Source organism: Bradyrhizobium guangzhouense (assembly GCF_004114955.1).
GTDB classification, from domain to species: domain Bacteria; phylum Pseudomonadota; class Alphaproteobacteria; order Rhizobiales; family Xanthobacteraceae; genus Bradyrhizobium; species Bradyrhizobium guangzhouense.
Genome location: NZ_CP030053.1, coordinates 4,723,432 through 4,748,710, shown reverse-complemented (window position 1 = coordinate 4,748,710; position 25,279 = coordinate 4,723,432). Strand labels below are relative to the sequence as shown.

General features: G+C 65.8%; 1 protein-coding gene. It reads left to right on the top strand.

From position 1 onward, the window contains the following. The first annotated feature begins 22 nt into the window (after positions 1-22). Entirely contained in the window at positions 23-25,276 is a 25,254-nt protein-coding gene (locus XH91_RS22865) for a leukotoxin LktA family filamentous adhesin (RefSeq protein WP_128952668.1), read from the top strand. Positions 25,277-25,279: the final 3 nt, after the last annotated feature.

Below are 25,279 nucleotides of genomic sequence, written 5' to 3'. Positions count from 1 at the left end.
ATGCCGATGAAGAGGATCTGAAATGCGCGGACCATCTGCGAGCCGAGCCAACAACGAACGGATGCTGCAGGGCCTTGCACGCTTCCGTTCGATGTCGCTGCTTTGCGCAATGCAGATGGTCTTCCTGCCTGTCTTCAGCGTCCGCCTCCAGGCGCAGACGGCGAACGTCATCGTCCCCGACGGCCGCACCGGGACCGCCTTGCACTCGTCCGGCGGCGTCACCAACGTCACGACTTCGACGGTGGCAGGCGCGAACGCCTTCAACTCGTTCTCGCAGTTCAGCGTCGGGCAGGGCAATACCGTCAATCTGCAGCTGCCGAACGGGACCCAAAACCTCGTCAACGTCGTCCGTGACGCGCCTGTTTACGTCAACGGCACGCTGAACTCCTACATGAACGGAGCGATCGGCGGTAACGTCTATTTCGCCGATCCCAAGGGCTTCGTCGTCGGCCGCAGCGGCACGGTGAATGTCGGCAGCCTCAACGTCTCGACGCCAACGCGCGAGTTCACCGACAGCCTGATCGGCCCGGGCGGGGCGATCAACGGCACGGCGGTCGGCAATCTGATGGCGGGCTCGTTCCCGGTCTCGCCTGACGGCAGTGTCAGGATCTACGGCCGCATCAATGCCATCGACGGCGTTCGCCTCACCGGGCAGAACGTGCTTGTCGGCGGCGCCAGCCAGCGCGACATCGCCAATCTCGACCACGCCGCGAAGTTCGCAGCCTCGGTCAATTCGAAGGGCCTGCACAGCGCCAGCGCCATCACCGTCAGCAACGGCTCGATCCATATCGGCGCCGTCAACAAGGCCACGGTCAACGGACGCTTGACGGCCCGCAGCAAGACGACGACGCCCAGCAACATCACCGTCACCGCCGGCAACGGCATCGAGGTCGGTAACAACGCCGGGCTTGTCACGGCCAGCAGAACCGGCGACGCCGGCAACATCACGCTGAAGACGCAAGGCGACCTCACGGTCAGGAGCGGCGCCAAGATCAATGCCAGCTCCGCCAAGGGCAATGGCGGCGTGGTCGATCTCAGCGCCGACGGCAGGTTCGATGTCGGCGACAAGGTGAAGATCAACCTGGCGGCGCCGAACGGCAGGCAGGGCACGCTGGTCCTCGATCCCGTCGACATCGTCATCGGTGACGCCAGTCAGGGCGATGCCAACGTCAACATGTCGAACGCGACGGTGGCCGCCGCGATCGCGGCACTCAACGGCACCGGCACCTTCACGCTCCTGGCGAGCAATTCGATCACGATCGACCAGCACGGCCGGGTCGACGCCGGCGCCGGCGGCGTCAACGTCACCCTGAGCGCGCCGACGCTGAGCCTGCTGGCCGGCAGCTATGTGCGCGGCGATACGGTGCTGCTGGATTCCGGCGTGAGCGGCACCATCAACGTCAACGCTGCCGCCAACGGCGGTGCGCAGCTGGTGAGCAATTCCGCGCTGCAGTTCAACGCCGCGCACCTGATGCTGACCAGCACGGGCACCGTGTTCGTCGGTGACGGCACCAGTTCGGGCAACAGGACCGCATCGGGATTCATCTCGAATGCGACGATTGCCAGATACGCCGCCGCGATGAACGGGGCAGGGGACCTGACCGTGAATGCCGCGGTCTCCATCAGTATCGACAACACCGGCATCGTCGATACCCGCGAGATCAGCAACGGCCTTTCCACCGCCAGCTCACTCGGCGTGACGCTGAAGGCGCCGACCATCGTCGTTCAGGACGGCGGCAGGATCCTGACCAAGGCGATCAACGATTCCAACTCGGCCTTCACGACCGGCGACATCACCCTCGATGCCACCAGCGTGCCGACCGGCACCGTCTCGGTCGCGGGTACCCTGGCCGGCGGCGTCACCACGCTCCAGGCCGGCAATTCGGTGACGCTCGCCTCGACGGCTGTCATCGACACCCGCATTCAGGATTCCAACGGTTTTGCCGCCGCGAACTCGCAAAACGTCGTGCTGACCGCTCCGTCGATTACCGCATCGCAGGGCAGCCAAATTCTCGCCGGTGCGGTCAATGCCGATAGCACGACGACCTATGTCGGCGGCAATGTCAGGTTCGACGCGACCGGCTCGTCGAGCGGCGTCGTCGCGGCCAATGGCGCTGTTGTCGGCGACAATGTCGATCTCTGGGCCGGTTCAACCGTGAATGTCGGCGCGCAGGCCACGATCGCCGCATCGGTTCCGTCGGGCACGGCGGCGATCACGCTGCAGGCACCGAACATCTCGGTGGCGACGGGCGCGGTGTTTTCCGCGCCGGGCGTCAACAATGGCGATCCGGTCGCGGGCGCAGTGGTCAACTACGCCTTGCAATCGGCATTGTCGGTCAACGACTCCGCATCTAACGCGACCGTGCAGCAGTACATCGCCGCGCTCAACGGCAGCGGCAAGATGACATTGTCCTCGACCACTTCGCTCTCCGTCGGCTCGGCAGGCGTCGTCAACGGCGGCAATCTGGACGTCACGCTGAACGCGCCGTCGATCACCCTATCGGGCGGCAGCAGCATCAGCGGCCATGCCGTGTCGCTGGTGGCGAGCAGCGACCTCAATATCGACGCCAGCCGGACCGGCGGTGCCCAGATTTCGTCGGCGACCCCGTTGTACCTGTCCGCGCTCACGTTGAATCTCACCAACAGCGCCGCCGCCGTCGTCGTCGGCGATCCCAATGCGGATGCCGCCGTCAATCTGGCGAATTCCACGATCACGAGCTATCTTGCCGCCGGCCCGGTCGGGACCATCAAGATCTCGGGCACGTCGTCGATCGCGGTCGATGCCAGCGGCATCATCGACGTCCGCCGCCAGAGCGGAGGGGTCACCAATGGAGTGTCGGCGAACATCGTCCTTGCCGCGCCGACCATCAGCATTGCCACCGGCGCGTCCATCCGCTCCGATGTCGTCAATACCAGCAGCACGTTCTACAATGCCGGCGACATCACGCTGACCTCGTCCAGCATCACGGTCGGTGCCGGAACCCTGAACGGCGGTGTCGTGACGTTCTACGACGGGCAGAGGGCGATCTATGTCGGGCCGTCCGGCGATTCGAATGCCGTCAACCCAGGCTTCCTCTCCAACGCCCAGATCGCGAGCTACCTCGCGGCGCTCGGTGGATCGAGCACCTTCAGGCTTTCCGCAAGCGACACCATCTCGATCGACGGCGGCGCTGTCATCGCCGGTGGAAGCTCCCGCAACCTCACGTTCTCTGCGCCGACGCTGACCTTCGCGGCCGGCAGCAGCGTCAGCGGCAACACCGTCCTCCTGAACGCGGGCAGTGCCGGAATCATCAACATCAACGCCGGCTCCAGCATCGGGGCGCAGATCTCCGCGCAAACGCCGCTGCAGGTGACGGCCTCGCAGATCAACCTGACCAGCGCGGCCGCCATGTTCGTCGGCGATGCGAGCACGTCGACAAACACCGCCGCGCTCGGCTTCATCTCCAACGCGACGGTTGCCCGCTACGTCACCGCAATGCACGGCGTCGGCACGCTGCAGCTGTCGGCGTCGTCCTCGATCGTGGTCGACGGCACCGGCGTCGTTGACGGCACCCAGATGAGCAGCAATTTGTCCACCGGCAATTCGGTGAACCTGCTGCTGACCGCGCCGTCGATCACGGTCGCCGCACTGGGCAAGGTGACGGCGCTCGCGGTCAACAGCGGCACCAGCTACAGTTCCGGCACCGTCACCCTGAACGCGGCCGGCAGCGGCTCGGGTCTTGTCAACATCGGCGGCACCGTCAAGGGCGGAACGGTTCTGCTCAGTTCCAATTTGATCACGGTTGCGAACGGAGCGACGCTCTCGGCGGGCCCTGCCGGCACCGTGATCTTCGCCTTCGACGAGGATCTGACGGTCAACAACACGTCGAGCAGCAATGGCACCGGCGGCATCCTGTCGAACAACGTCATCGCCAACTACGTCGGCGCCATGAGCGCGGGCACCTTCGCGCTGTCGGCCGGTAGCCACGGCCTGACGCTGGCATCGACGGCCTCGATCACGGCGGGCAACGGCATCGCGGTCGCCCTGTCAGGCGGCACGCTGAATGTCGTATCCGGCGCGTCCATCAATGCGGTCACGGTCGGGTTCGGCTTCAACGACGACAAAATTGTCATCGCGGCGAGCAATCCCAACACGGCGGGCTATTCATTCGTCAGCAACAGCCAGATCGCGGCGCTCATTCTCGCGTCGGCCAACGCGACCAAGCTGACGATTTCCGCGAATAGCGAGATCGACGTCGCGGCGTCGGGCATCATCGACACCCGCTTCCTGGATGCGCAGTCGCATTCCACACACAATGCGCTGGGTATCGAACTCGATGCGCCGATCATCAAGGTTGCGGGCGGCGCCCAGATCCTGGCGAAGGCGATCAATTCCGGCGGCAGCACCTTTACCGACGGCGACGTCACGCTGTCCGCGGCCTGGAGCACGAGCCTCATGGCCGGCCTCGCAAGTTCGACCACGAGCATCACGGTCGGTGAGGCCCCGGGCGGCGCTACGGCCACGATCACGGGCGGCAACATCAGCATCGCCGCCAATTCGTCGGCGTCCTCGAACTTCACCAGCAACGCCTCTGGCTATTTGGCGACGATCGGCATCCTGCTCGCCGGGCTCGGCGTCAATGGCGGCTACGTCGCCGGCGACTCGACCGCAACGGTGGCGATCAACGCAACCGCCAATATCTCGGGATCCGGCAACGTCGCGATCACGGCAACGGGATCCGAGACGGCGGCAGACCCCGTCATCGCCATCAGCGCGATGTCGCCGTTCGGCGCCTCCGCGGTGGTCGGCAGCGTCACGGCGAATGTCTCGGTGACCATCGCCGACCAGGCGACGGTCGCCGCCGGCGGATCGCTGCGGGTCGCCGCCGCAAACGATGCCACGCTGGACGTTTCGGCGCTGACCATCACGACGGCGGCGCAGTTCGTCACGACCGCGGCCGTTGGCCTTGCCGACATCCAGACCCAGGCCATCGTGAACAGCGGCGCCCATATCAGCGCCGGCGCCGGCGGCATCAGTGTCACCGCGCGAAACGGCAACTCGTTCTCGACCAGCGCGACGGCGTTCGCCTACAACCCGACGAGCGGGTCCGGTGGCGTCGGCGGTGTCGTTGCGGTCAGCAATGTCAGCAGTGTGGCAACGGCGATCCTCGGCGCCGACGTCGGCAGCACGAGTGCGGCGGCGACCGGCCCGGTGCAAGTGTCGGCGTTTTCGGATACCAGCAAGAACGCGGTCAGCGCGTCGGTGACGTTGGGACAGCCGGCCCTGGTCGGCGGGATCGTGTCTGGCGTCGCGGGCCTTGGCAAGGTGTCGGCTGGCGTCATTGGCGCGCTGATGTCGCCGCTGGTATCGGTCGACTTTCCGTTGAAGGTCGCAGGCTCGCTGTCGCTTGCAACCAGCAATTTGTCTGCTAACGCCGAGATCGCGGCGACGGGCGGCGGCAGCGCTCCCTCGATCTATTCCACGGGTGACGTCAGCGTGGTCAGCCGGCTGGTCGACGACCAGATCCGCAACAATTCGTCGTCCTCGGGCACCGTCACCAATCCGAGCAAGCCCGAAAAGGGAACCATCGCCGCTGCGGTTGCCTATGGCACCTACATCAACAATTCGAATGCCTATGTTGGTGAGGGTGTCAGGATCATCGCATCGCGGATCGCGGTGTCGGCCGATACCCAATTGCCGAACACCAATACCTGGGGCCAGTGGGACGGTCTGGACCAGACGCTCAGCCATCTCAACGCGAATTTCGGTGCGGTCAACAACGTCGTCACCACCTATGCCGACGCAACCGCGTCCGGCGGCAGCACGGCCAGCGTTTCCGGCTCATTCGCCTATTTCGGCAATACCGACAACACCACGGCTTGGATCGCGAGCGGCGCGTACCTGCAGTCTAACAAGACCACGACAGGCAGCTGGTCGACGCAGGTCGCCGACGGCAGCCAGAACGGCCTGACGGTGAACTTTGCCAGCGACATCACCGTGGCGGCAACGGCGACCAACAATTCGATCAATGTCGGCGGCGTGTTCGGGCCGCTGGTGCTGTTGCCTGGAGCGGATTCCGGCGGGGTGGCCGCCGGCGGCTCGCTCAACCTCATCATTTCGACCAGCAATACCAACGCCGGCGTGTCCAACGGCGTCACGCTCAGCGCCAAGGACGTCGCCGTCACCGCCATCACGACCGACCTGATGTTCGCGATCGCGCCGACGTCGGGGTCGTCATCGGGCAGCATCGCGCTCAACGGTCTGACGTCGCTCGGCTTCATCAACAACGAAACCCACGCCTCGATCAGTTCGGGTGCCACGGTCACGGCGCCGACGATCAATGTCGAGGCCTACCAGAACATCTCGGTGCTGTCGCTCGCCGGCGCGATCCAGCTCAGCACCACCTCCGGCGTCGGTCTCGCGGTCGCGTACCTCACCGCCAACACCGACACCGCCGCCTATATCGGCGACAATCACAGCGATATCAGGACGTTCAGCGACGACGACAGCGGCGCCAGGTCGGCTGACGGCGGCAATATCACCAGCAGTGCGCTGACGGTGCTCGCGGCGACCGCCGGCCGCCTGACGGTTGCTTCCGTGGCCGTGGTGGAATCCGATCCGTTTGCCCAAGTCGGCTCGGTGACCAAGGCAAAGTCGATCCTGGCGGGTTCAACCGGCGCATTTGGGGCGTCCCCAACCAGCCTGCTTGACCGGGCCGCGGCGGCCGCTGCGGCCAAGTCCGGCAAGTCGCCGAGCTTCAGCATCGATATCGCCGGCAGTTCGGCGGTCTCGCAGACCGGGGTCGACACCACGGCCTATATTTCCGGCGTCACTATCAATCAGGGCAATCCCTACGCGGTTGCTGCTGCGCCGTTCGTGCAGGTCCAGGCGCTGAACTACACCATTCTGGACAACGGTTCCGGCGCCGCCGCGCTCAATTTTGCGGGCGGCAGCAATCCGAGCGCCGCCGTCGACGGCACCATCGCGGTCGCGATGTCACAGAATTCGACGACGGCCTTCATTGCCAACACGACGCTCAGCGACGAAGCCAGCGCCAGCGTCACGGCGCTAACCGGCGGTTCGGAGACCGTGGTCGCTCTCGGGCTGACCGCGACCCGCACCGGTATTGCGGCCTCGGTCGCGGCCTCGGTCGCCCTGATCTCCGACAGCACCACGGCCTATATCGACAACTCGAACATGACCGGTGTTGCGGCCGGAACGTCGAACGCGCTCAACGTCAACGCCTACCAGACCAGCAACATCGCGATCGGCGGTGGTTCGCTGTATGTGTCCGGCAGCTCCAGCAGCGGCAGCGTCGGGCTGGCGCTGACCTACGCCGAAATTCGCGATCCTGGCGGCAGCAAGGCCGTCGATGCCCACATCACCAATTCGCAAGTCAACGGATTCAATACGCTGACCGTGATCGGTGACGACGCAGCCGTGATTGCGGCGGGCGCGGCTTCGGTCGGACTGGGCGGCAATGGTCTGGCCGGCGCCATCGTGGTCGACGTGATCAGTCCGACGACCACGGCCTATATCAGCGGCAGCACCATCACGATGTCGGCCGGCGGTACCGTCACCGTCAGTGCGGAAAGCGTCGATTCCGCCAGTCTCGATGGCGCGCTCGCCGTCCTCGCCGAGAGCACGAACAACGGCCAGGTCGCGCAAGACAATTGCCCGACCACGAGCGGCTCGCAGGCTTGCGTCGATTTCAGCGGAGCCGCGCTCAACGGCGGTGTCGGCGCCGGGCCGGGCGCTGCGATCATGTCGGTCGCCGGCATCGTCGAGGCCGGCAAGAACAATGTCGGCGTCGCCATCGTCGCCGATGCCATTTCCACCACGCATTCGGCCTACGTCACCCAGACGCTGATGACCGTGACGACCGGCAACGTGCTCGTGGCGGCGGAGGATTCCTCGAAGATCCAGTCCGTTGCGGTCGGGTTTGGTCTTGCGAGCGGACAGTTCGCCGGGCAGGGCGGCGTCGTCGTCAGCACCATCAAGAACAACGTTTCGGCGGCGATTGGCGACGGCAACTCGTCCACCACCAACACCGTGGTGAACGCGGGTAACGTCAATGTCCAGGCGCGCGACAATTCCGCGATCACATCCACAGCGGCGGTCGCGGGAGCCTCCACCCAGGGCAACGCCGGCGGTCTCTCCATCGTCTACAGCGAGATCAGTAACCAGCTCAGCGCCGACGTCACCGGCGCCAAGATCGTCGCCGGCAGCGATGTCGGGGTGAGCGCGACCTCGAACGCCACGATCTCGACGGTCGCCGTCGGCGTGGCCTTGTCCTCGCAGATCGGCCTTGCGGGCTCGGTCGCGACCAATGTGATGGGCACCAACGTCACCGCCAGCATCACCGGCGGCGCCGATGTGCTCGCGGCCAACAATGTCGGCGTGCTCGCCAACAACACCGACGGCATCGCCGTGTTCGCCGGCGCCTTCGCCATCTCGAAGGGTGCAGCCGGCGGCGGCGGCTCGATGGTCACCAACTCGATCAACGGCACCACCTCGGCCTATATCACCGGCCCGACCACCCTCGTCGATGCCCTCGGAACCAGCTCGACGGACACCCTGTCGGTCAATAGCGGAACGCTGACGCACGCATTCAATATCGGCGGATTCAGCGCGCCCACCGACAATATTCCCGATCTCAGCGAGACCCAGGAATCGGTGAAGGGCCTTGCCGTCGTCGCCAGCTCGCACCAGGCGGTGGTCGCCAACGTCGCAGGCCTCGCGGCGGGAAGCAGCATCGCCATCATGATCAACCCGATCGTGAACGTGATGCAGGGCACGACGAACGCTTACATCGATCAAGCCGGCATCGATACGCGGCTCGCCAATGCGTCGCCGGCGACGCAGCCGCTCCCGCAAATCGACGTCGCGGCCAGCAGCTTCTCCTACTCGGGCACGTTCGGCGTGGGCGTCGCGGTGGTCACCGGTGGTGGCGGCGTCGGCGGCGGCGCGACCATCGTCAGCACCACGATGGCGCGCAGTACATACGCGACCATCACCAACGCGACGATCGGCACCATGATCGGCGGCGCGCCTGCGGTCGGCGCCGTCACCGTCAAGTCCAATGCCGAGCAGGACGCATCGTCGATCGCGCTGGGCTTCAACAGCGGCTCGGTCGGCCTCAACGTCTTCAAGGCGACCACCGAGGCCTATGTGGATGGCGGCGCGCTCAACGCGACGTCGCTGTCCGTCAGGGCCACCGACAGCACGGGGATCGCCTCCGCGAATGGCAGCGGCGCGTATGGCAGCCAGGCCGCCATCGGTGCCGCGTTCCTGGTTCAGGTCAGCGCCAACAAGACCGAAGCCTATGTCGGCGACGAATTCTTCTATCGCGGCGACAGCACGACGGCGCATCCCACCGCGATCACGCTCGCCAGCGCCGGGACCCTCGACGTGGCGGCGTCGACCACGGACAATTTCCAGGCCTATTCGGTCGGAGGCGCGGTCTCGAGCGGCACTGCCGCCATCGCCGGCATGGCGAACATCGAAATCGCCAACAACACGACGATCGCGGGACTTTACGACACCACCGTTCAGACAGCGACCGGCGGTTCGGTCGGCGCGATCTCGATCAGCGGCACCGAAACCGTCAACATCATGGAAATCGCCGGCGCGCTGTCGATCGCGGCGAGCGGGGCGGGGGTCGGCGTCGGCGCGGCGGCCAACATCATCTCCTTCGAGAGCTCGACCGTTGCGGAAGCCCGTGGCAGCACCCTGAAGTCGTCAGGCGCGGTCAGTGTCGTCGGCCAGAGCACGCGAGAGGTGCAGTCCTACGCGGTGACGGCCGGCATCGGTGGCTCGGCCGGGCTTGCCGCAACGATCGGCGTCATCAATGTCGGTGTTAACCTCGCCGATGGCGCCGTGTTCGCGCAGCAAATGGGGCAGCTCGGCGGCACCCTGGATGCGACAAATTCAGGAACCAATTCCGACCAGGGCGGCGACGCCGTCGCCAGCGGCACGGCCGGGGCTCCGTCCGGTGCGCATGCCAGCTCGAGATACGATGTCAGCGGGGCGTTGAACGGCGGTGCTGACGGCGTGACCGCGCAGATCGACGGTGGTTCGGTTACTGCCAATGAGATCGACGTGGGCGCGACCAGCGCGACCAGCGCACAGATGTTCCTGCTCGGGGCCGGCTTCGGCAAGAATGCCGGCGTCGGTGCCGCGATCGGCTTTGCCACCGTCGGCAGCAACGTCCTTGCCAGCCTCAACCCCGTCACCGCGGTGGCGCCCACCATCAACGTGCTGGCGACGGTGCAGGATGCGAGCGGCGGCTCGCACCCCGGCCATACCATCGACATCCAGTCGATCGCCGGTGGCGGCGCGCTTTATTTCGGTGGCGATGCCGCCGTTGCCGAGGGTGATATCGGCAACGTGGTCATGGCGCAAATCGGCGGGCAGATATCGGGCACCAACACCACCGCCGCCACCATCAATGTCGGTGCTCGCGACACCTCCTCGCAGCGCGCCCAGACCGAAGGCGCATCGGTCGGCATCGCCGCCATCGGCGCATCGGTCACGACTGCGCAGAAGACCAGCCTGGTGACGGCCCAGGTGCTGCATGCTGCCCAGATCACCGCCGCCTCGCTCGGCGTGAACGCCTCCAACGCCGGCATGCTGTGGGCCTATTCGGTCGCGGTCTCCGGCGGCATCGTGAGCGGTAACGGATCGACCGCCTTTGCGACGGATCTTGCGAACGTCACCGCGCGAGTCGGAACCAACGCGATCATCACGACCAGCGGCAGCAGCGGCCTGACGATGACTGCGACCGACACGCCGGATGCGGAAGCCAATGCGCTGGGCGTCGTCGCGGGCGCGGCCGCTGTCGGCGCTTCGGTTGCGACCTCCACCGTCAGCTCCACGGTGACGTCGCAGGTGCTGAACGGCGCAGCGCTGACCGGCAATGTCGCGGTCTCCGCCTATGAGAAGGTCCAGAACGGCGGCAATGCGGCCTATACAAATGCGATCGGGGCCTCCGGCGGTGTCCTGCTCGGGCTCCAGGCAACGGCGTCGCTTGCCTCCAACACCTCCAGCGTGGCGGCAACGATCGGCGACAACGTCACCCTGTCGTCCGGTAACGTCTCCGTTTTCGCGCAGAACACCACTGGCCAGAGCGCCAATGCCACCGGTATCGCGGCGGCGGGTGTGTTGGCGGTTGGCGTGGTGGTGGTGAACGCGACCTCGAGCACGACGACCATCGCCACCATCGGCAACGACACCGACGCCTCAAACGTCGGCGTGATGCAGATTTCAGCCATCGGCGCCGACAACAACTACGCGCACGGGATTTCCGGTAGCGGCGGCCTGTTTGCCGGAAACGGCGCCTCGGCGAACACGTCGGATAGTTCAACCGTCAATGCCGGCATCGGTAACGGCAACCGTGGCGCCACGCCCTCCGGTTCCGACAACTTCATTTCGGTCGCCTCGCTGGCGATCCTCGCCACCCACACCGACAACTACACGACGATGGCCGATACGGGGCAGGCGGCGGCCTACGGCGCCAGCGGAGCGGCCTCGACGCACAGCGCCAATTCCGTCGTGACGGCGGGCATCGGCATCAACAATACGATCGGGGTGAGGGGCACCAGCCCCGGCCATTGCGACGTGTCGGATTGCGCCGCCGACCTGACCATCACCGCCAACAACATCTTCAACGAGGTCGGCACCGGTTCCAGCGCCAATGCGGGCGCCGGCGGCGGCATCAACGGCGTCGGCGCCACCAGCGCCATCACGCTGAGTGGCGCGGCGACCGTCAACATCGGCAAGAACACCCACATCGCCACGGGTACCGACACGGTGCTGAACCCCGGCAATGTGAAGATGCTCGCCACCAGCACGATCACCGGCACCGACCGTGTAACCCTGGTCACCGGCGGCGGTATCGAAGGTGCCGGCGTCTCGTCGACGCTGTCAGCCAATGTCGACAACAACATCAATATCGGTTCGGCCGCGGCGTTCGATTCCGGCGCGCTGACCTCGCCGTCTGCCGCCGCGGCGGATCAAGTGTGGATCACATCGTTCGGCACCATCGGGGCCGGCACCTACACCATGTCCTCGGCCAACACCTCGTCCAACGCCAACACTTACGGCGTCGCGTTCGTCGCTGCCGCGGCCTTCGCCAACACCAACATTACCACCAGCCAGAACATCGTGGTCGGCTCGTCGGTGCTGACGGCATTCGACAACATCGATCTCACGGCCGGTCGGAGCCCCGACGGGTCTACCTCGACGGCCATGCAGGATGACGCCTCTGCGATCAGCTTCGCGAGGGGACTCATCGCGGTGCCGGACGCGCGCGCGTCCTCGACGCTCACCAACAACACCAACGTCACCATCGCGGCCGGAGCATCGGTCAACAGCGGCCAGAACATCATCGCCGGCGGCTATGCCGGCGTGGTGAACGCGACCGCGACCGGCAGCGGTCATGGCTATGAGCTCGGATTCATCCCCGCCAGCGACGGCCACAGCGACCCCAGCAACAACGCCCATGCCGAACTGACCGTCAACGGCGCGCTGACGGCCGGCATCTACAATTCTCTCCTGATCACCATCTCCTGCGACTACAGCGCCACCTGTCTCAGCGTGGCGCCCGGCGGCGCGCCGTTCAGTTTCAGCTATACCAATGCTTTCGACGGCACCACGCTGATCAACAGCCATTTCGACCAGGAGGTCCGCAACACCCTGCTTGCCGGGCTGAGCACGTCGGGTAACGCGTTCGCGCTGGGACAGTTGTTCGCTTCGGGCGGCACCGTCACCCTGAACGCCGACCACATCACCGGCAGCGGCACCGTCACCGCCAGGGGCGCGCCGACGATCTCGGTGGACAACCAGAGCGACGCGAACCTCGTGATCACGGGCGCCTATATCGGCATCGCCGCGGCCGGTGACATCTTCTTCACGGGCGCGGCCAGCGGCTTCGCGAGCGGATCGACGGCGACGCTTCACCCCAACGCGAACACCAGCGGGATCGCCACGATCGCGATCAACAACTCTTACAACCCGCCCAATTACGATCTGAGCGTCAACGGACCGACGCTGCTGATCCTCGGCGACGTCACCAACGTCAACGGCCTGGTGACCGTCAACAACACGCTCGGATCCTACGGCCTGTCGGCCAATCTGACCGGCCAGCAGGTCCAGATCACGGTGCCGAACGGCGCGGTCGCGGTGTCGGCGAACGATCCGTCCGGCATCTATATCGCCGGCGGCTCGCCGTTCTCGGAATGGTCGACCTTCATGGTGTATCCGGGCGGCAATCCGGCGAGCGGCGCGCCGGTCGGCAACATCGCAGCCGCGGTGCTGGCAAACACGCTGGATCCGACTGCGACCAGCGCTGCCGCGCTTAACCAATATCTTTACGGCAAGGCTGGCGACAGCGGGACGAAGTCTGACGGCTCGCCGGCCAATATCAGCATGATCCTGTTCGGCAACTGCGTCATGTACTACAGCGGGAATTGCATCCGGTACCAGGCCCAGTACGGGCATGACTGGAGTGGGGCCATCCTCGACCAGTCGCAGAACTACGATTTCAATTATGGCCGCTGGGACGCGATGCAGCCGTACATCACGTATTTCCAGCCGCTGACCAAGTCGACCGATGCGAGCCTGACCACCGCCCAGCAATATGCACAGGCGAACCTCAGCGGCAGCCTCGCAAGCTTCCAGATCTACGGCTCCCAGGTCGCGATCAAGGCCAGCATCATCGACGTCAACGGCAAGATCACCGCCGGACGCCAGACCAATTACAGCATCAACCTGGACTCGAGCCTGTCCGCGCCCGCCGTCGTCACCACGACGACGACCACCTCCGGCAACGACAACTCGTTCGGCTGCCGGTATTTCCAGGAGGGCTGCGCGACGACGGTGACGAACACGAGCGTCTCCGGCGGATCCATCTCCGTGTTCGAGTACAACTATCAGCAGGCGATCCTGACGAACCCGACCGCCAACGCGCTGATGACGCTGGTCTATGACCAGTTCGGCGCTCCGCTGGCGACCTACAATGCCGCGACCAACCAGATCACGGTCGCCAACATCAACGCCTCGTCCGGCGGCGGCAGCGTGTTGCTCGATGGCAAGATCATCAGCACCAACCAGCTCGGCAACATCCACGTCAACGGCGGCTACGGCAGCGTCAGCATCAACAACCAGACCGGCCTCGACCTCGTGGTCAAGGGCGTCAACACCGGCAACACGGCTGCTGCGGCAGCGTTGACCAGCACCGTGACCCTGGTCGATCGCAACATCACCTCCGGCAACAGCACCTCGACCTACGTCTATTCGCCGGCGACAAACGCCATCAATCTCTACAAGACCGCGAACGGCGCGCCGCCCGTCACCAGTGCGGGCTGTACTGCGGCCAACAATTGCTCCACGACTTCCGGTTCGGACGGATATTACGATCCGGTTTCCGGGCTGCGCTTCCAGTGGGTGCAACAGGCATCGATCCAGCGCAATCTCACAACCACCGACCCGATCACCCACGTGGTCACCGACGTCGGGGCTTACTCGGACTGGCAATTCGTCGGCAACGCCAATCAACCCTGGTCGTATGTCGCCGCGAACGGCACCCTCTCATCGACGCCGCAGGGAACGATCACGACGGGCAATTCCACCAGCGCGCCGGTATTCCAGGAGACCATCACCGGGAGGGTGGACCATTACGCCCAGAGCAACGTCCAGTACGGCAACTGTGACGGCAGCTACTGCGACGGCGCCCACGACTATCACTTCTACGAGAACGGTCCCGGCTACGCCGACTGGAACTACAATCTGGTGGACAGGGGCACGCTGACCATCACCTCGTCGGTGAAGGCGGACAACCGGTTCGGGATCAATTTCGGCGGCAACGCCAGCGGCACGGTGAACATCGCCTCGAACGGCAACGTGATTTTCACCGGCGGTATCGTCAATCCGAACGGCGCGCTGGCTGTGAGCTCGTCGTCGCAGCAGCAGCTCTTCAACACGACGACCGGCGGTAACATCTCGCAGACGTCGACCGGCTCGATCCTGACCCAGAGCGCAAGCTTCACTGCCTCGGGAGCCATTGGCTCGCAGGTGGCCCCGATCAACGCGACGTTGTCCAATACCGGATCGGCACCGGGTGCCCTGTCGGCGCAGGCCGGTGTCGGCGGCGTCTATCTGAACCTCGGCTCCGGCGCGACGCTCGGGCAGGTGTCGTCGGGCAACAGCAACACCGGCTTCGGCGACGTCAACATCACCGCGACGGGCGATCTGATCGCCGGGGCCAACGCGCAGGTCACCGGCCGCAACATCTCGCTGATCAGCACGCTCGGCGGCGTCGGTTCGACCACCAATCCGCTCTCGATCAGCGCCAACGCGTCGCAGCAGGCCGACGGCTCGTATAGCGGCGGAATCGTCAACGTCGTCGCGCATGGCGACATCGGCCTGACCCAGACGGCGGCGTCCTCGGCCTATTCCAGCGATCTCAGGGTCGGCCTGATCGCGTCGGCGAGCGGCGACGTGCTGCTGAACGTGCCCTATGGCACGATCCGCGACGCGAGCGGGCAGACCGCCTCGCAAACGCTGACGTCGGCGCAGGTCGCGGCGGTGTCCTCGGCCCTGCACCTGACCGCGCTGGATGGCGCCAACGACACCGCGCTTGCCAGCGTGATTGCGTTCTCCAACACGGTGAACCGCGATCTCGTGGCCTATAGCGTGCTGTTGCAGCATGGCACGATCCAGGCCGGTTCGGCGCCGCTGAACGCGTCCGGGATCGCGCGTCTCGCCATCGGCGTGCTGAACTCGACCGATTACGCCACGTTCCAGAGCCTCACAGCCGCCGCCAATGCCACGATCGGATCGGACGGCACGCTGACCTTGACGGCGAACGGCATCAGCCAGTTCAGGGCCGCGGCGGCCACCGCGCTCGGCATCGCCAACCCGACATCGGCGCAGATCCAGAGCTACGCCAACAGCCAGTACCAGGCCTTTGCGACGGCGATCCAGAATTACGCCAACGCCCAGGGCACCTACGTGCTGGCGAGCGACCTGGCGTCGATCGCGACCTATGCGCCGACGGCCCTGTCGGCGACGGACTATACGACGTTCCAGACCCTGACCTCGAACGGGGCGACCCTCGGCGCTGCCGGCGTACTGACCTTGACGGCGGCCGGCGTCGTGGCGAACGCCTCGGCGGCGCTGGGGTCGACGGCCTACACCGCGTTCCGGACACTGACCTCGAGCACCAACGCCACGTTCAGCGGCAACACCCTGGTGCTGACTACGGCCGGCCTCTCCGCCTATGCATCGTCCGCACTGGGAGCGACGTCTCCCGGCTATACCGCGTTCCAGAACCTGACCTCGGCCACGAACGGATCCGTCAGCGGCGGCGTGCTCACGCTGAACGCGACCGGCATTGCCTTCTTCACCGCAGCTGCGGCCGCGGCGCTGAATGTTGCCTCGCCGACGGCGGGGCAGGTGCAGGCCTATGCCAATGCGCAATACCAGGCCTACGCGCAGAGCATCCAGGCCTACGCCAATGGCCAATACCAGGGCTATGCGCAGACCACGCAAACCTACGCCAATACGGTCTATCAGGGCTTCAAGACCACCATTCAGGCCTACGCGCCGACACTGTACCTGCCGATGGCCACCGTGTTCGGACAGGCTTACGGGTCGAACTGGAAGACCAATTCGCAGGTCGCAAACTATGCGGCGAATTCGTCGGCACTGCTGACGCTCAACACCTATGGCAGCGTCGTCAATGGCGTGTTCACGCTGGGCACCGGTGCGATCGCCGATGCCGCCGTCGCGAACTACGCGTCCGCCGGGTTGACGTCGACGCAATACGGCCTGTTCCGGACCCTGACGTCCGCGCAGAACTCTTCGGTCAACAACGGCGTTCTCACGCTGACGGCGGCCGGCGTTGCGTATTATGCGTCGTCCGCGCTCGGATCGGGCTCCGCCAATTACACGACGTTCCAGACCCTGACCGCGAACGGCTCGACCGTCAGCACCGCCGGCGTTCTCACCCTGACCGCGGCCGGCGTTGCGGCGAACGCCTCGGCGGCGCTGGGGTCGACGGCCTACACCGCGTTCCAGGCGCTGACTTCCAGCACCAATGCCACTCTCAGCGGCAACACCCTCGTGCTGACCGCAGCCGGCCTCTCGGCTTACGCCTCGGCCGCGCTCGGATCGACGTCTTCCGGCTATACCGCGTTCCAGAACCTGACCTCGGCCGCCAACGGATCCGTCAGCAACGGCGTACTCACGCTGACCTCGGCCGGCGTCACCTTCTTCACTGCGGCCGCAGCCGCGGCGCTGCACATTGCCTCGCCGTCGCAGGCGCAGGTTCAGGCCTATGCGAACGCGCAGTACCAGGCTTACGCGCAGAACATCCAGACCTACGCCAATGGCCAGTACCAGGGCTACGCGCAGACGGTCCAGGCCTACGCCAGCGCCAAGTACCAGACCATCGCACAGACCATCCAGACTTACGCCAACGGCCAGTATCAGGGTTATGCGGGCACCATCCAGACCTACGCCACCGGCCTGTACCAGCCGCTGCAGACGGCCACGACCTTCAATGCCACGCCTGCGGTCGCGTTCTCTCTGCTGAGCGCCAGCGGCTCGTTGCAGAACGGCACCTTCGTGCTGACCAATAGCGGCATCCTGAGCTACGCCAAGAGCGCGCTGTCGAGCACCAACTATACTCAGTTCGCCAATCTGCTCAGCAACGGCAGCTTGAGCGGCGGCACGTTCCAACTCACTGCCGGCGGTGTCTCCTCGCTGGCCCAGACGGCGTTGACGCAGGACTACCAGAACTTCGAGACGCTCTATAGCAACGGCTCGCTGGTGAACGGGGTCTGGACGCTGACGGCCGCAGGCATCGCGGCCTTCCGTCAGGCGGCGGCGACGACACAAAATCCGAACCCGACCGACGCACAGGTGCAGGCCTTTGCCAACGCGCTGTACCAATCCTATGCGGCGAACATCAACGGCGCGGCCAACGTGCAGTATCAGGGCTACCTGACGTCGATCTCGACCGCGGCGAGCACGGCGTACCGCAACTTCGCCGCCGAATTGCTGGCGGTCTACAATCAGTACTACGCCGGCAGCAGCCCGATCGCGATCACCGATCTGCTCGGACCGACGGCGACATACACCCCCGCCAATGCGATGCAGTTCCTGCAGTTCTATTCGACCTTGCTTCCAGACGCTGACAGGACCGCGTTCGCCAGCCTGACGGCGCTCGGGCAGATCCAAAACGGCACCTTCGTGCTCAACAACGTGGCGTCCTATGCCCAGACCGGGCTGAGCGCCGCCAACTACGGTGCCTACAACGCGCTGCTGGCCTCCGGCACGCTGACGAACGGCGTACTGTCCCTGTCGCCGGCAGGCTTGAACGGCATGGCGCAGGCCCAGCTGACGCCGAACTACCAGTCCTACGTCAACCTCACCTCCAACGGTTCGTTGCAGAGCGGCAACTTCGTCTTCAGCAGCGCCGGCGTTTTCGCCAATGCGCAGGCTGGCGTGACCGCCGCCTACACTTCGTTCCAGCAGTTGATGGCCAACGGCTCGGTGGTCAACGGTGTGTTCACGCTGTCGGGCAGCGGCCTCTCGGCCTACACGTCGATCGCTGCGGCAGCGCTGGGCATCGCGAGCCCGACCGCGCTGCAGGTGCAGACCTACGCCAACCAGCAGTACCAGAACTCGCTGTTCAGCAGCGCCAACCCGATCTACCAGTCCTATGCCCAGTCGATCAGCTCCGGCGCCCAGACGCAGTACACGGATCTGGCCAACAAGGTCTTCCTGTACCTGCAGGAGCAGGACCGGCAGGGGGGATGCCATGGCCTTGGCGGCTGTTCGGGCCCGATCCTCGCCCCGGGGCAGACTGCCGCCACCGATGCGCAGGTGGCGCAATATGCCAGCCAGGCGCTCTCAGGCACTGACTTGCAGAACTATCAGACGCTCACCGCCAACGGCACGGTCGCCAATGGCGTGCTGACGCTGAACGCGGCCGGTCTCGCGCCGGTGTCCGCGCAGGTGCTCTCGGCGCCGCTCGCGACCGCCTTCACCTCGCTGCTGAGCACGGGCGCGCTGCAAGGCGGCCAGTTCGTGCTGAGTTCGGCGACCGTCTTGCAGAACCTTCAGACGCTCGCGACCGGCGGCAGCGCGGCGTCCGGGTTGTTCCAGTTCAACACCGCGGGCATCCTGGCCAATGCATCGACGGCGCTGGGCAGCAATCCCTTGCAGCAGCTTCTGGCGAGCGGCGCGGTCCAGACCACGACGGTGAACGGGGTCGCGACCTCGAGCTTCGTCCTCAGCGATCCCGGCGTGTCCTATTATGCGGCGGCGGCGCTGACGGCCGCGAACTACCTGACATTCCAGGGGCTGACCGCGAGCGCCAATGGCGAGGTCGTCAACGGCGTGCTGACGCTGTCCGCCGCCGGCATCGCGCAATTCTCGGCGGCGACGGCTGCGGCGCTGCATCTGGGCACCACGGCTCCGACCGCGGCGCAGGTTCAGGCCTATGCCAACAGCCAGTACCAGGGCTTCGCGACGACCATCAAGACTTACGCCAATTCGCAGTATCAGAGCTACGGCAGCACGTTCTCGTCCTATGCCAACGGCCAGTACCAGCCGCTGCAGCAGGAGGTGCTGACCTACGCCACGAACAACCTCAACATCGTGGTCGACCTGCCGAGCGGCACATACCGCACCAGCTTCGATTTCAGCGGCACTTGCCAGTACAATAATTGCTCCGCGCCGGCGCCGATCACCAATGCGGTTCTGGCCGACTGGGCGCAGCAGGCGCATTCGGGCTCGACCAACAGCCCGTTCGGCGGCAACAACGGCTACGGCACGATCTCGACCGCGGATTACAACAGCTTCACCGCGATGCTCGGGCAGGGCGCGGTGCAGAACGGAACGCTGACGCTCAGCCAGGCCGCCCTGCAAAACTATTATTCGAACCCGGCGTCGGCCTCGTCGATCCTGAATCAGTCCTATCTGGCGTTCCAGGCGATCGTGGGCGCCGGCAACAGCACGATCCAGAACGGCATGCTGACCCTGACTGCGGCCGGCATCACCAACGTTGCGGCCGCCGCCGCAGCCTTCCTGGGTAACAATCCGACCAATGCGCAGGTACAGGCCTTCGCAGCGCAGTCCTATGTGAGCGACCTGGCGTCGATCCAGGGCTACGCCGCGACCCAGTACCAGTCCTACGCAACGTCGATCAGCACTTACGGCAACACCCAGTACCAGGGCCTCGTCCAGACCATCCAGAACTACGCCAGCACGCAGTACCAGGCGAACGTGACGACGATCCAGGCCTACGGCAATTCGCAGTACCAGGCGCTCACGGCCAACGGCACGCCGCAGGTGAGCGCCGGCATCCTCAGCCTGGTGGCCAACTCCGTCTACTCGACGGGACAGATCGTCTCCACGCTGAGCAATGCCGCGTTGCTGCCCTCGGCAGGGACCGTGGGCACCAATGTCACGGCCAGCGTTGCCGGCCGTAACGTCACGCTGAATGCCGGCAACAGCGTCGGCAGCACCGCGCCGAGCGTCTCGATCGGCCTGACCGACCTGAAGGACGGCACGATCACGACGACACAGCAGGCCGCGCTGTCGGTTGCGACCACGCCGGGCTCGATCACGTTCAGCGCGACGGTCAGCAACCAGGTCCTGGCCGGCATCGACCTCGCCCATCTCCCGGCCGGCGTCACCGTCAACGGAAACACGCTCAGCGGCCTGACGCTCGGCAATCTGCCGAACGGCGTGACGGTCAATGACCTGAACTCCGTCGAGCTGGCGCAGACGGCGCCGCTCTACGTCAATGCCGGCGGCACCTTCAACGCGACCGCCGGCACTGCGCTGTACGTCCAGGCGGCCGCGAGTGAGGGACATCCGGTTGCGAGCCTGACGATCGGTCAGATCACCGCGGGCGGCGATGTCACCCTGCTGGCGCCGCAGAGCATTCTGGCGGCGACGAATTCATCCGGCGGGTCGCTCTATGCCAACCAGGTCGTGATCAACCCCGCCAACGGCGCGATCGGCAACCTGACGATGGCCGCCACGAACGCGATCGGTTCGGCTGCCAATGCGTTCACCTATCATATCAACGGCAAGCTGGTTTCGGCGCAGGCCGGCACTGACGCCTATCTGACCGCAACCGGCGGCGATGCCATCTTCGGCAAGGTGTTTGCCACGAACACCGTCTCGCTGACCGCGACCAGCGGCAATATCGACAGCTATCTGGCTGGCGTCACGATGGCCGCCGACAACATCATCCTCAATGCATCGGGCGATGTCGGCACGCAGAACACGCCGTTCACGGTTCAGGTCGGCGCCACCGGCCTGTTGAGCGGCACGATTGCAGGATCCGGCTTCTTCTACAGCCCGACGCTGGCGACGCAGAATCCGGTGTCGCTCAATGTCGGCAACCTGACGGCCGCGAGCGGACTGACGCTGATCAGCGATGCCGGCATCTCCTTCGCCGGCGCCGCGGGCTCGTCGCAGGGATCGGTCACGGTCTGCTCCGGTCCGTGCCTGACCGGATCGACCGCGGTCGGCGGATCGATCACGATGAGTGCGAATGCCTCGATCCTGACAGGGCAATCGATCAGTCTGACTGCGCCCGGCGATATCGTGCTCGGCCAGCTGATCTCGACCGCCAGCCCGTCCTCGGCCGCGACCGTCATCACGGTCAACAGCACCGGCGGCACCATCAGGGCGAACGGAGATGGCCACATCAACTTCACTGCAACGGCGGCGAACGCCGAAGTGTCGCTCGCTGCAAACAGCGTGGGTACCTCGACCCAGAGGCTCAGCGTCGACGCGCCGCTGCTGACGGCGACCGCCGGCACCGCAGGCATCTATCTGAGCTCGGTTGCCGATCTCGACGCGGTCCAGCTGTCGGCGATCCACGGGTCGGTTGACATCGTCTCGAGCGGCGAGCTGACGCTCGACAGCGTCCTGGCGGGCACGGCCTCCGGCGCGAGCGGCACCATCACGGCCAAAACGCTGACGCATACGGGCGACGTCGTCATTGGAACCGCTACGAGCAGCGGCGACATGACGGTCGACAGCGCCGGCGCCCTTCGCTTCACGCAGCTTGGCACCACGGCTGGAGCCATCGGGCTGACCGCCTACGCCGCAGTGAACGGCGGGACGCTCGACGCGGCGGCTGGGCTCGGCATCACCTCGACCACTGACAGCATCACGCTGGCGTCGGCCAGCAGCGGCGGCTCGCAGGCGATCCGGGGCAGCCAGAACGTCACCTTCAACAGCCTGACCGCGACCGGCATCACCGGCGACGCCGGCAACATCACGATCGTCGCCAGCAACGGCTTCGTGCTGGCGCAGGCGGTGTCTGTGAACGGCATGGCAACGCTGGGCTCGGTGGCGGCCAACGGCTCGGCCTCGCTGACGTCAGGGACGACCAGTAACGGCAGGGTGCTGACGGCCGTCACCGGCTCGGGCTCGATCACGGGCGGCGGCCTGATCGATTGGACTTCGCTGACGACCGCAACGACGCTGGGCGTGACTTCGACCGCCGGCAGCATCACGCTGGCGACCGCCAGCAGCGGCGGCTCGCAGGCGATCCGGGCCAGCCAGAATGTCAGCTTCAACGGCCTGACTGCGACCGGCATCACCGGCGACGTCGGCAATATCATGATCGTCGCCAGCAACGGCTTCGTGCTGGGGCAGTCGGTGTCTGTGAACGGCATGGCAACGCTGGGCTCGGTGGCGGCCAACGGCTCGGCTTCGCTGGCCGCGGCAACCACCAACACCGGCAGGCTGCTGACGGCCACCACCGGTTCGGGCTCGATCACGGGCGGCGGCCTGGTCGATTGGACCTCGCTGACGGCCGCAACGACGCTGGCTGTGACCTCGACGGGTGACAGCATCACGCTGGCGTCGGCGAGCAGCGGCGGCGCGCAGACGATCCGTGCCAACCAGAATGTCAGCTTCAACAGCCTGACCGCGACCGGCATCACCGGCGATGCGGGCAACGTCAACGTCGCCGCCGACCACGGCTTCATCCTGGCGCAGACGGTGACGTCGGGCGGCGTGACGACGCAGGGCTTGGTCGCGGCCAACGGCTCGGCGGCGCTCGTTGCCGGCACGACCATCACGGGCAACACGCTTGCAGCCACGACCGGCTCGGGCCTGTTGACCGCCGGCGGTCCGATCAACTGGAACATGCTCAATGTCGGCACGACGCTCGGTGCGACAGCGGGCCAGGGCAGCATCACCTTGCAGACCGCACAGAGCGGCGGCACGCAAACCATCCACGCCCATGACGCCGTGACGTTCAACGCGCTGACCGCCACCGGCATCACCGGCGACGCCGGCAACATCAGCATCACCGCCGACGACGGCTTCATCCTGGCGCAGACGGTGACGTCGGGCGGCGTGACGACGCAGGGCTCGGTCGCGGCCCATGGCTCGGCGGCGCTTGTCGCCGGCACCACCATCACGGGCAATACGCTTGCAGCCACGACCGGTTCGGGCCTCCTGACCGCCGGCGGCCCGATCAACTGGAATACGCTCAGTGTCGGCACGACGCTCGGCGCGACGAGCCAGGGCAGCATCACCTTGCAGACCGCGCGGAGCGGCGGCACGCAGTCCATCCACGCCCGTGACAACGTGACGTTCAACGTGTTGACCGCCACCGGCATCACCGGCGACGCCGGCAGCATCAACGTCACCGCCGACAACGGCTTCATCCTGGCGCAGACCGTGACATCCGGCGGCGTGACGATGCAGGGCTCGGTCTCTGCCCATGGCTCGGCGGCGCTGGTTGCCGGCACGACCATCACGGGCAACACGCTCGCAGCCGCGACCGGTTCGGGCCTGTTGACCTCAGGCGGGCCGATCAACTGGAACACGCTCGACGTCGGTACAACGCTCGGTGCGGCAGCGAGCCAGGGCAGCATCACCTTGCAGACCGCGCGGAGCGGCGGCACGCAGTCCATCCACGCCCGTGACAACGTGACGTTCAACGCGCTGACCGCCACCGGCATCACCGGCGACGCCGGCAGCATCAACGTCACCGCCGACAACGGCTTCATCCTGGCGCAGACGGTCCCGACCGGTGGTGCCGTGACGCAAGGCTCGGTGGCCGCCAATGGCTCGGCAACGCTGATCGCGGCCTTGTCCAACACCGGGCACAATCTCACCACGGCCACGGGCGACGCGGTCCTGCGCGGCAGTCTGGTCCGCTGGGACAACCTCAATGTCGGCGGTTCGCTCGGCATCGCCGCGACGACGGGCGGCATCAATCTCGGAACGGCCGTCAGCGGTGGCACGCAGACGCTGCACGCCGTGACCGACATCGCTTTCAACCAGCTCACCACCACCGGAATCCCTGGAGATGCCGGCGACATCAACCTCACGTCCGACACCGGCGCGCTCCGCGGTGGATCGATCTCCGCCAACGGCGATACCCATTTCGATACGGCCGGCCCGATTGCGCTGGACCGTATCAGGGGCAGCACGATCAAGCTGTCTTCACGGGGCGACCTGACGATCGGCTTCGTCAGCGTGCTCAGGGAGCTCGACCTCGCCGCCAACACCATCAACGTCAAGGGCGAGCAGATCCGCTCGACGCCGCCGGTTCCGCTGATCATGAACGTGACCGGCTACAACGGCGGGACGGCGATTTCGGCCAACATCTCGCTCGATCCGGATACCATCGTGGTCAACCGGTTCAACGTGGTGGATGCCAATTTCCTGACCGATGCGCGCGCGGTGTCGATCCTGAACGGCTATGTGCCGGGTCAACTCATCCTCACCACGGTGACCGAGCAGGTGCTGCTGAACAACCGGTCGCCGGCGCCGACCAACTGGCCGTCGCTTCAGCTCTACCAGCCCGGCGGCGTCTTCACGATGAGCCAGGTCGCAAACGCCAATGTCAGCAACGCCTATGTGGTGTTCTACACCGGCGACATGTCCGCGACCGTCATCAACTACGGGGCGACCCACACCTGCTGCAGCGACTACACCGGCGCCAGCATGATGCGTAACGTCGCCGTCGATGGCGAAGGCGACGAGAGCATCGACACGTGGCTGGCGCAGAAGAGCGTGGGAACGTTCTACCAGCTTGGTCTCTCGGGCCAGGCACGGCTGGACGCATTGTTGTCGCCGCGTGCGGTCGAGACCATCGGATCCGGTCCCGCGGTGAACATCGAAGGGCTCAGCGATATGCGCAAGCTGCGCCGCCACGGGCAGCGCGCGGGACGCCCGGGTTGGAAAGATGCTGGCGTCATGACCAAGCCGGCCACGAGCCGCCTTGCGGAGGCGTGGTAGGTC

What these genes read in the sequence shown, in the direction of transcription:
- XH91_RS22865 (WP_128952668.1), top strand. Translation starts at nt 23, where the DNA reads ATGCGCGGACCATCTGCGAGCCGAGCCAACAACGAACGGATGCTGCAG.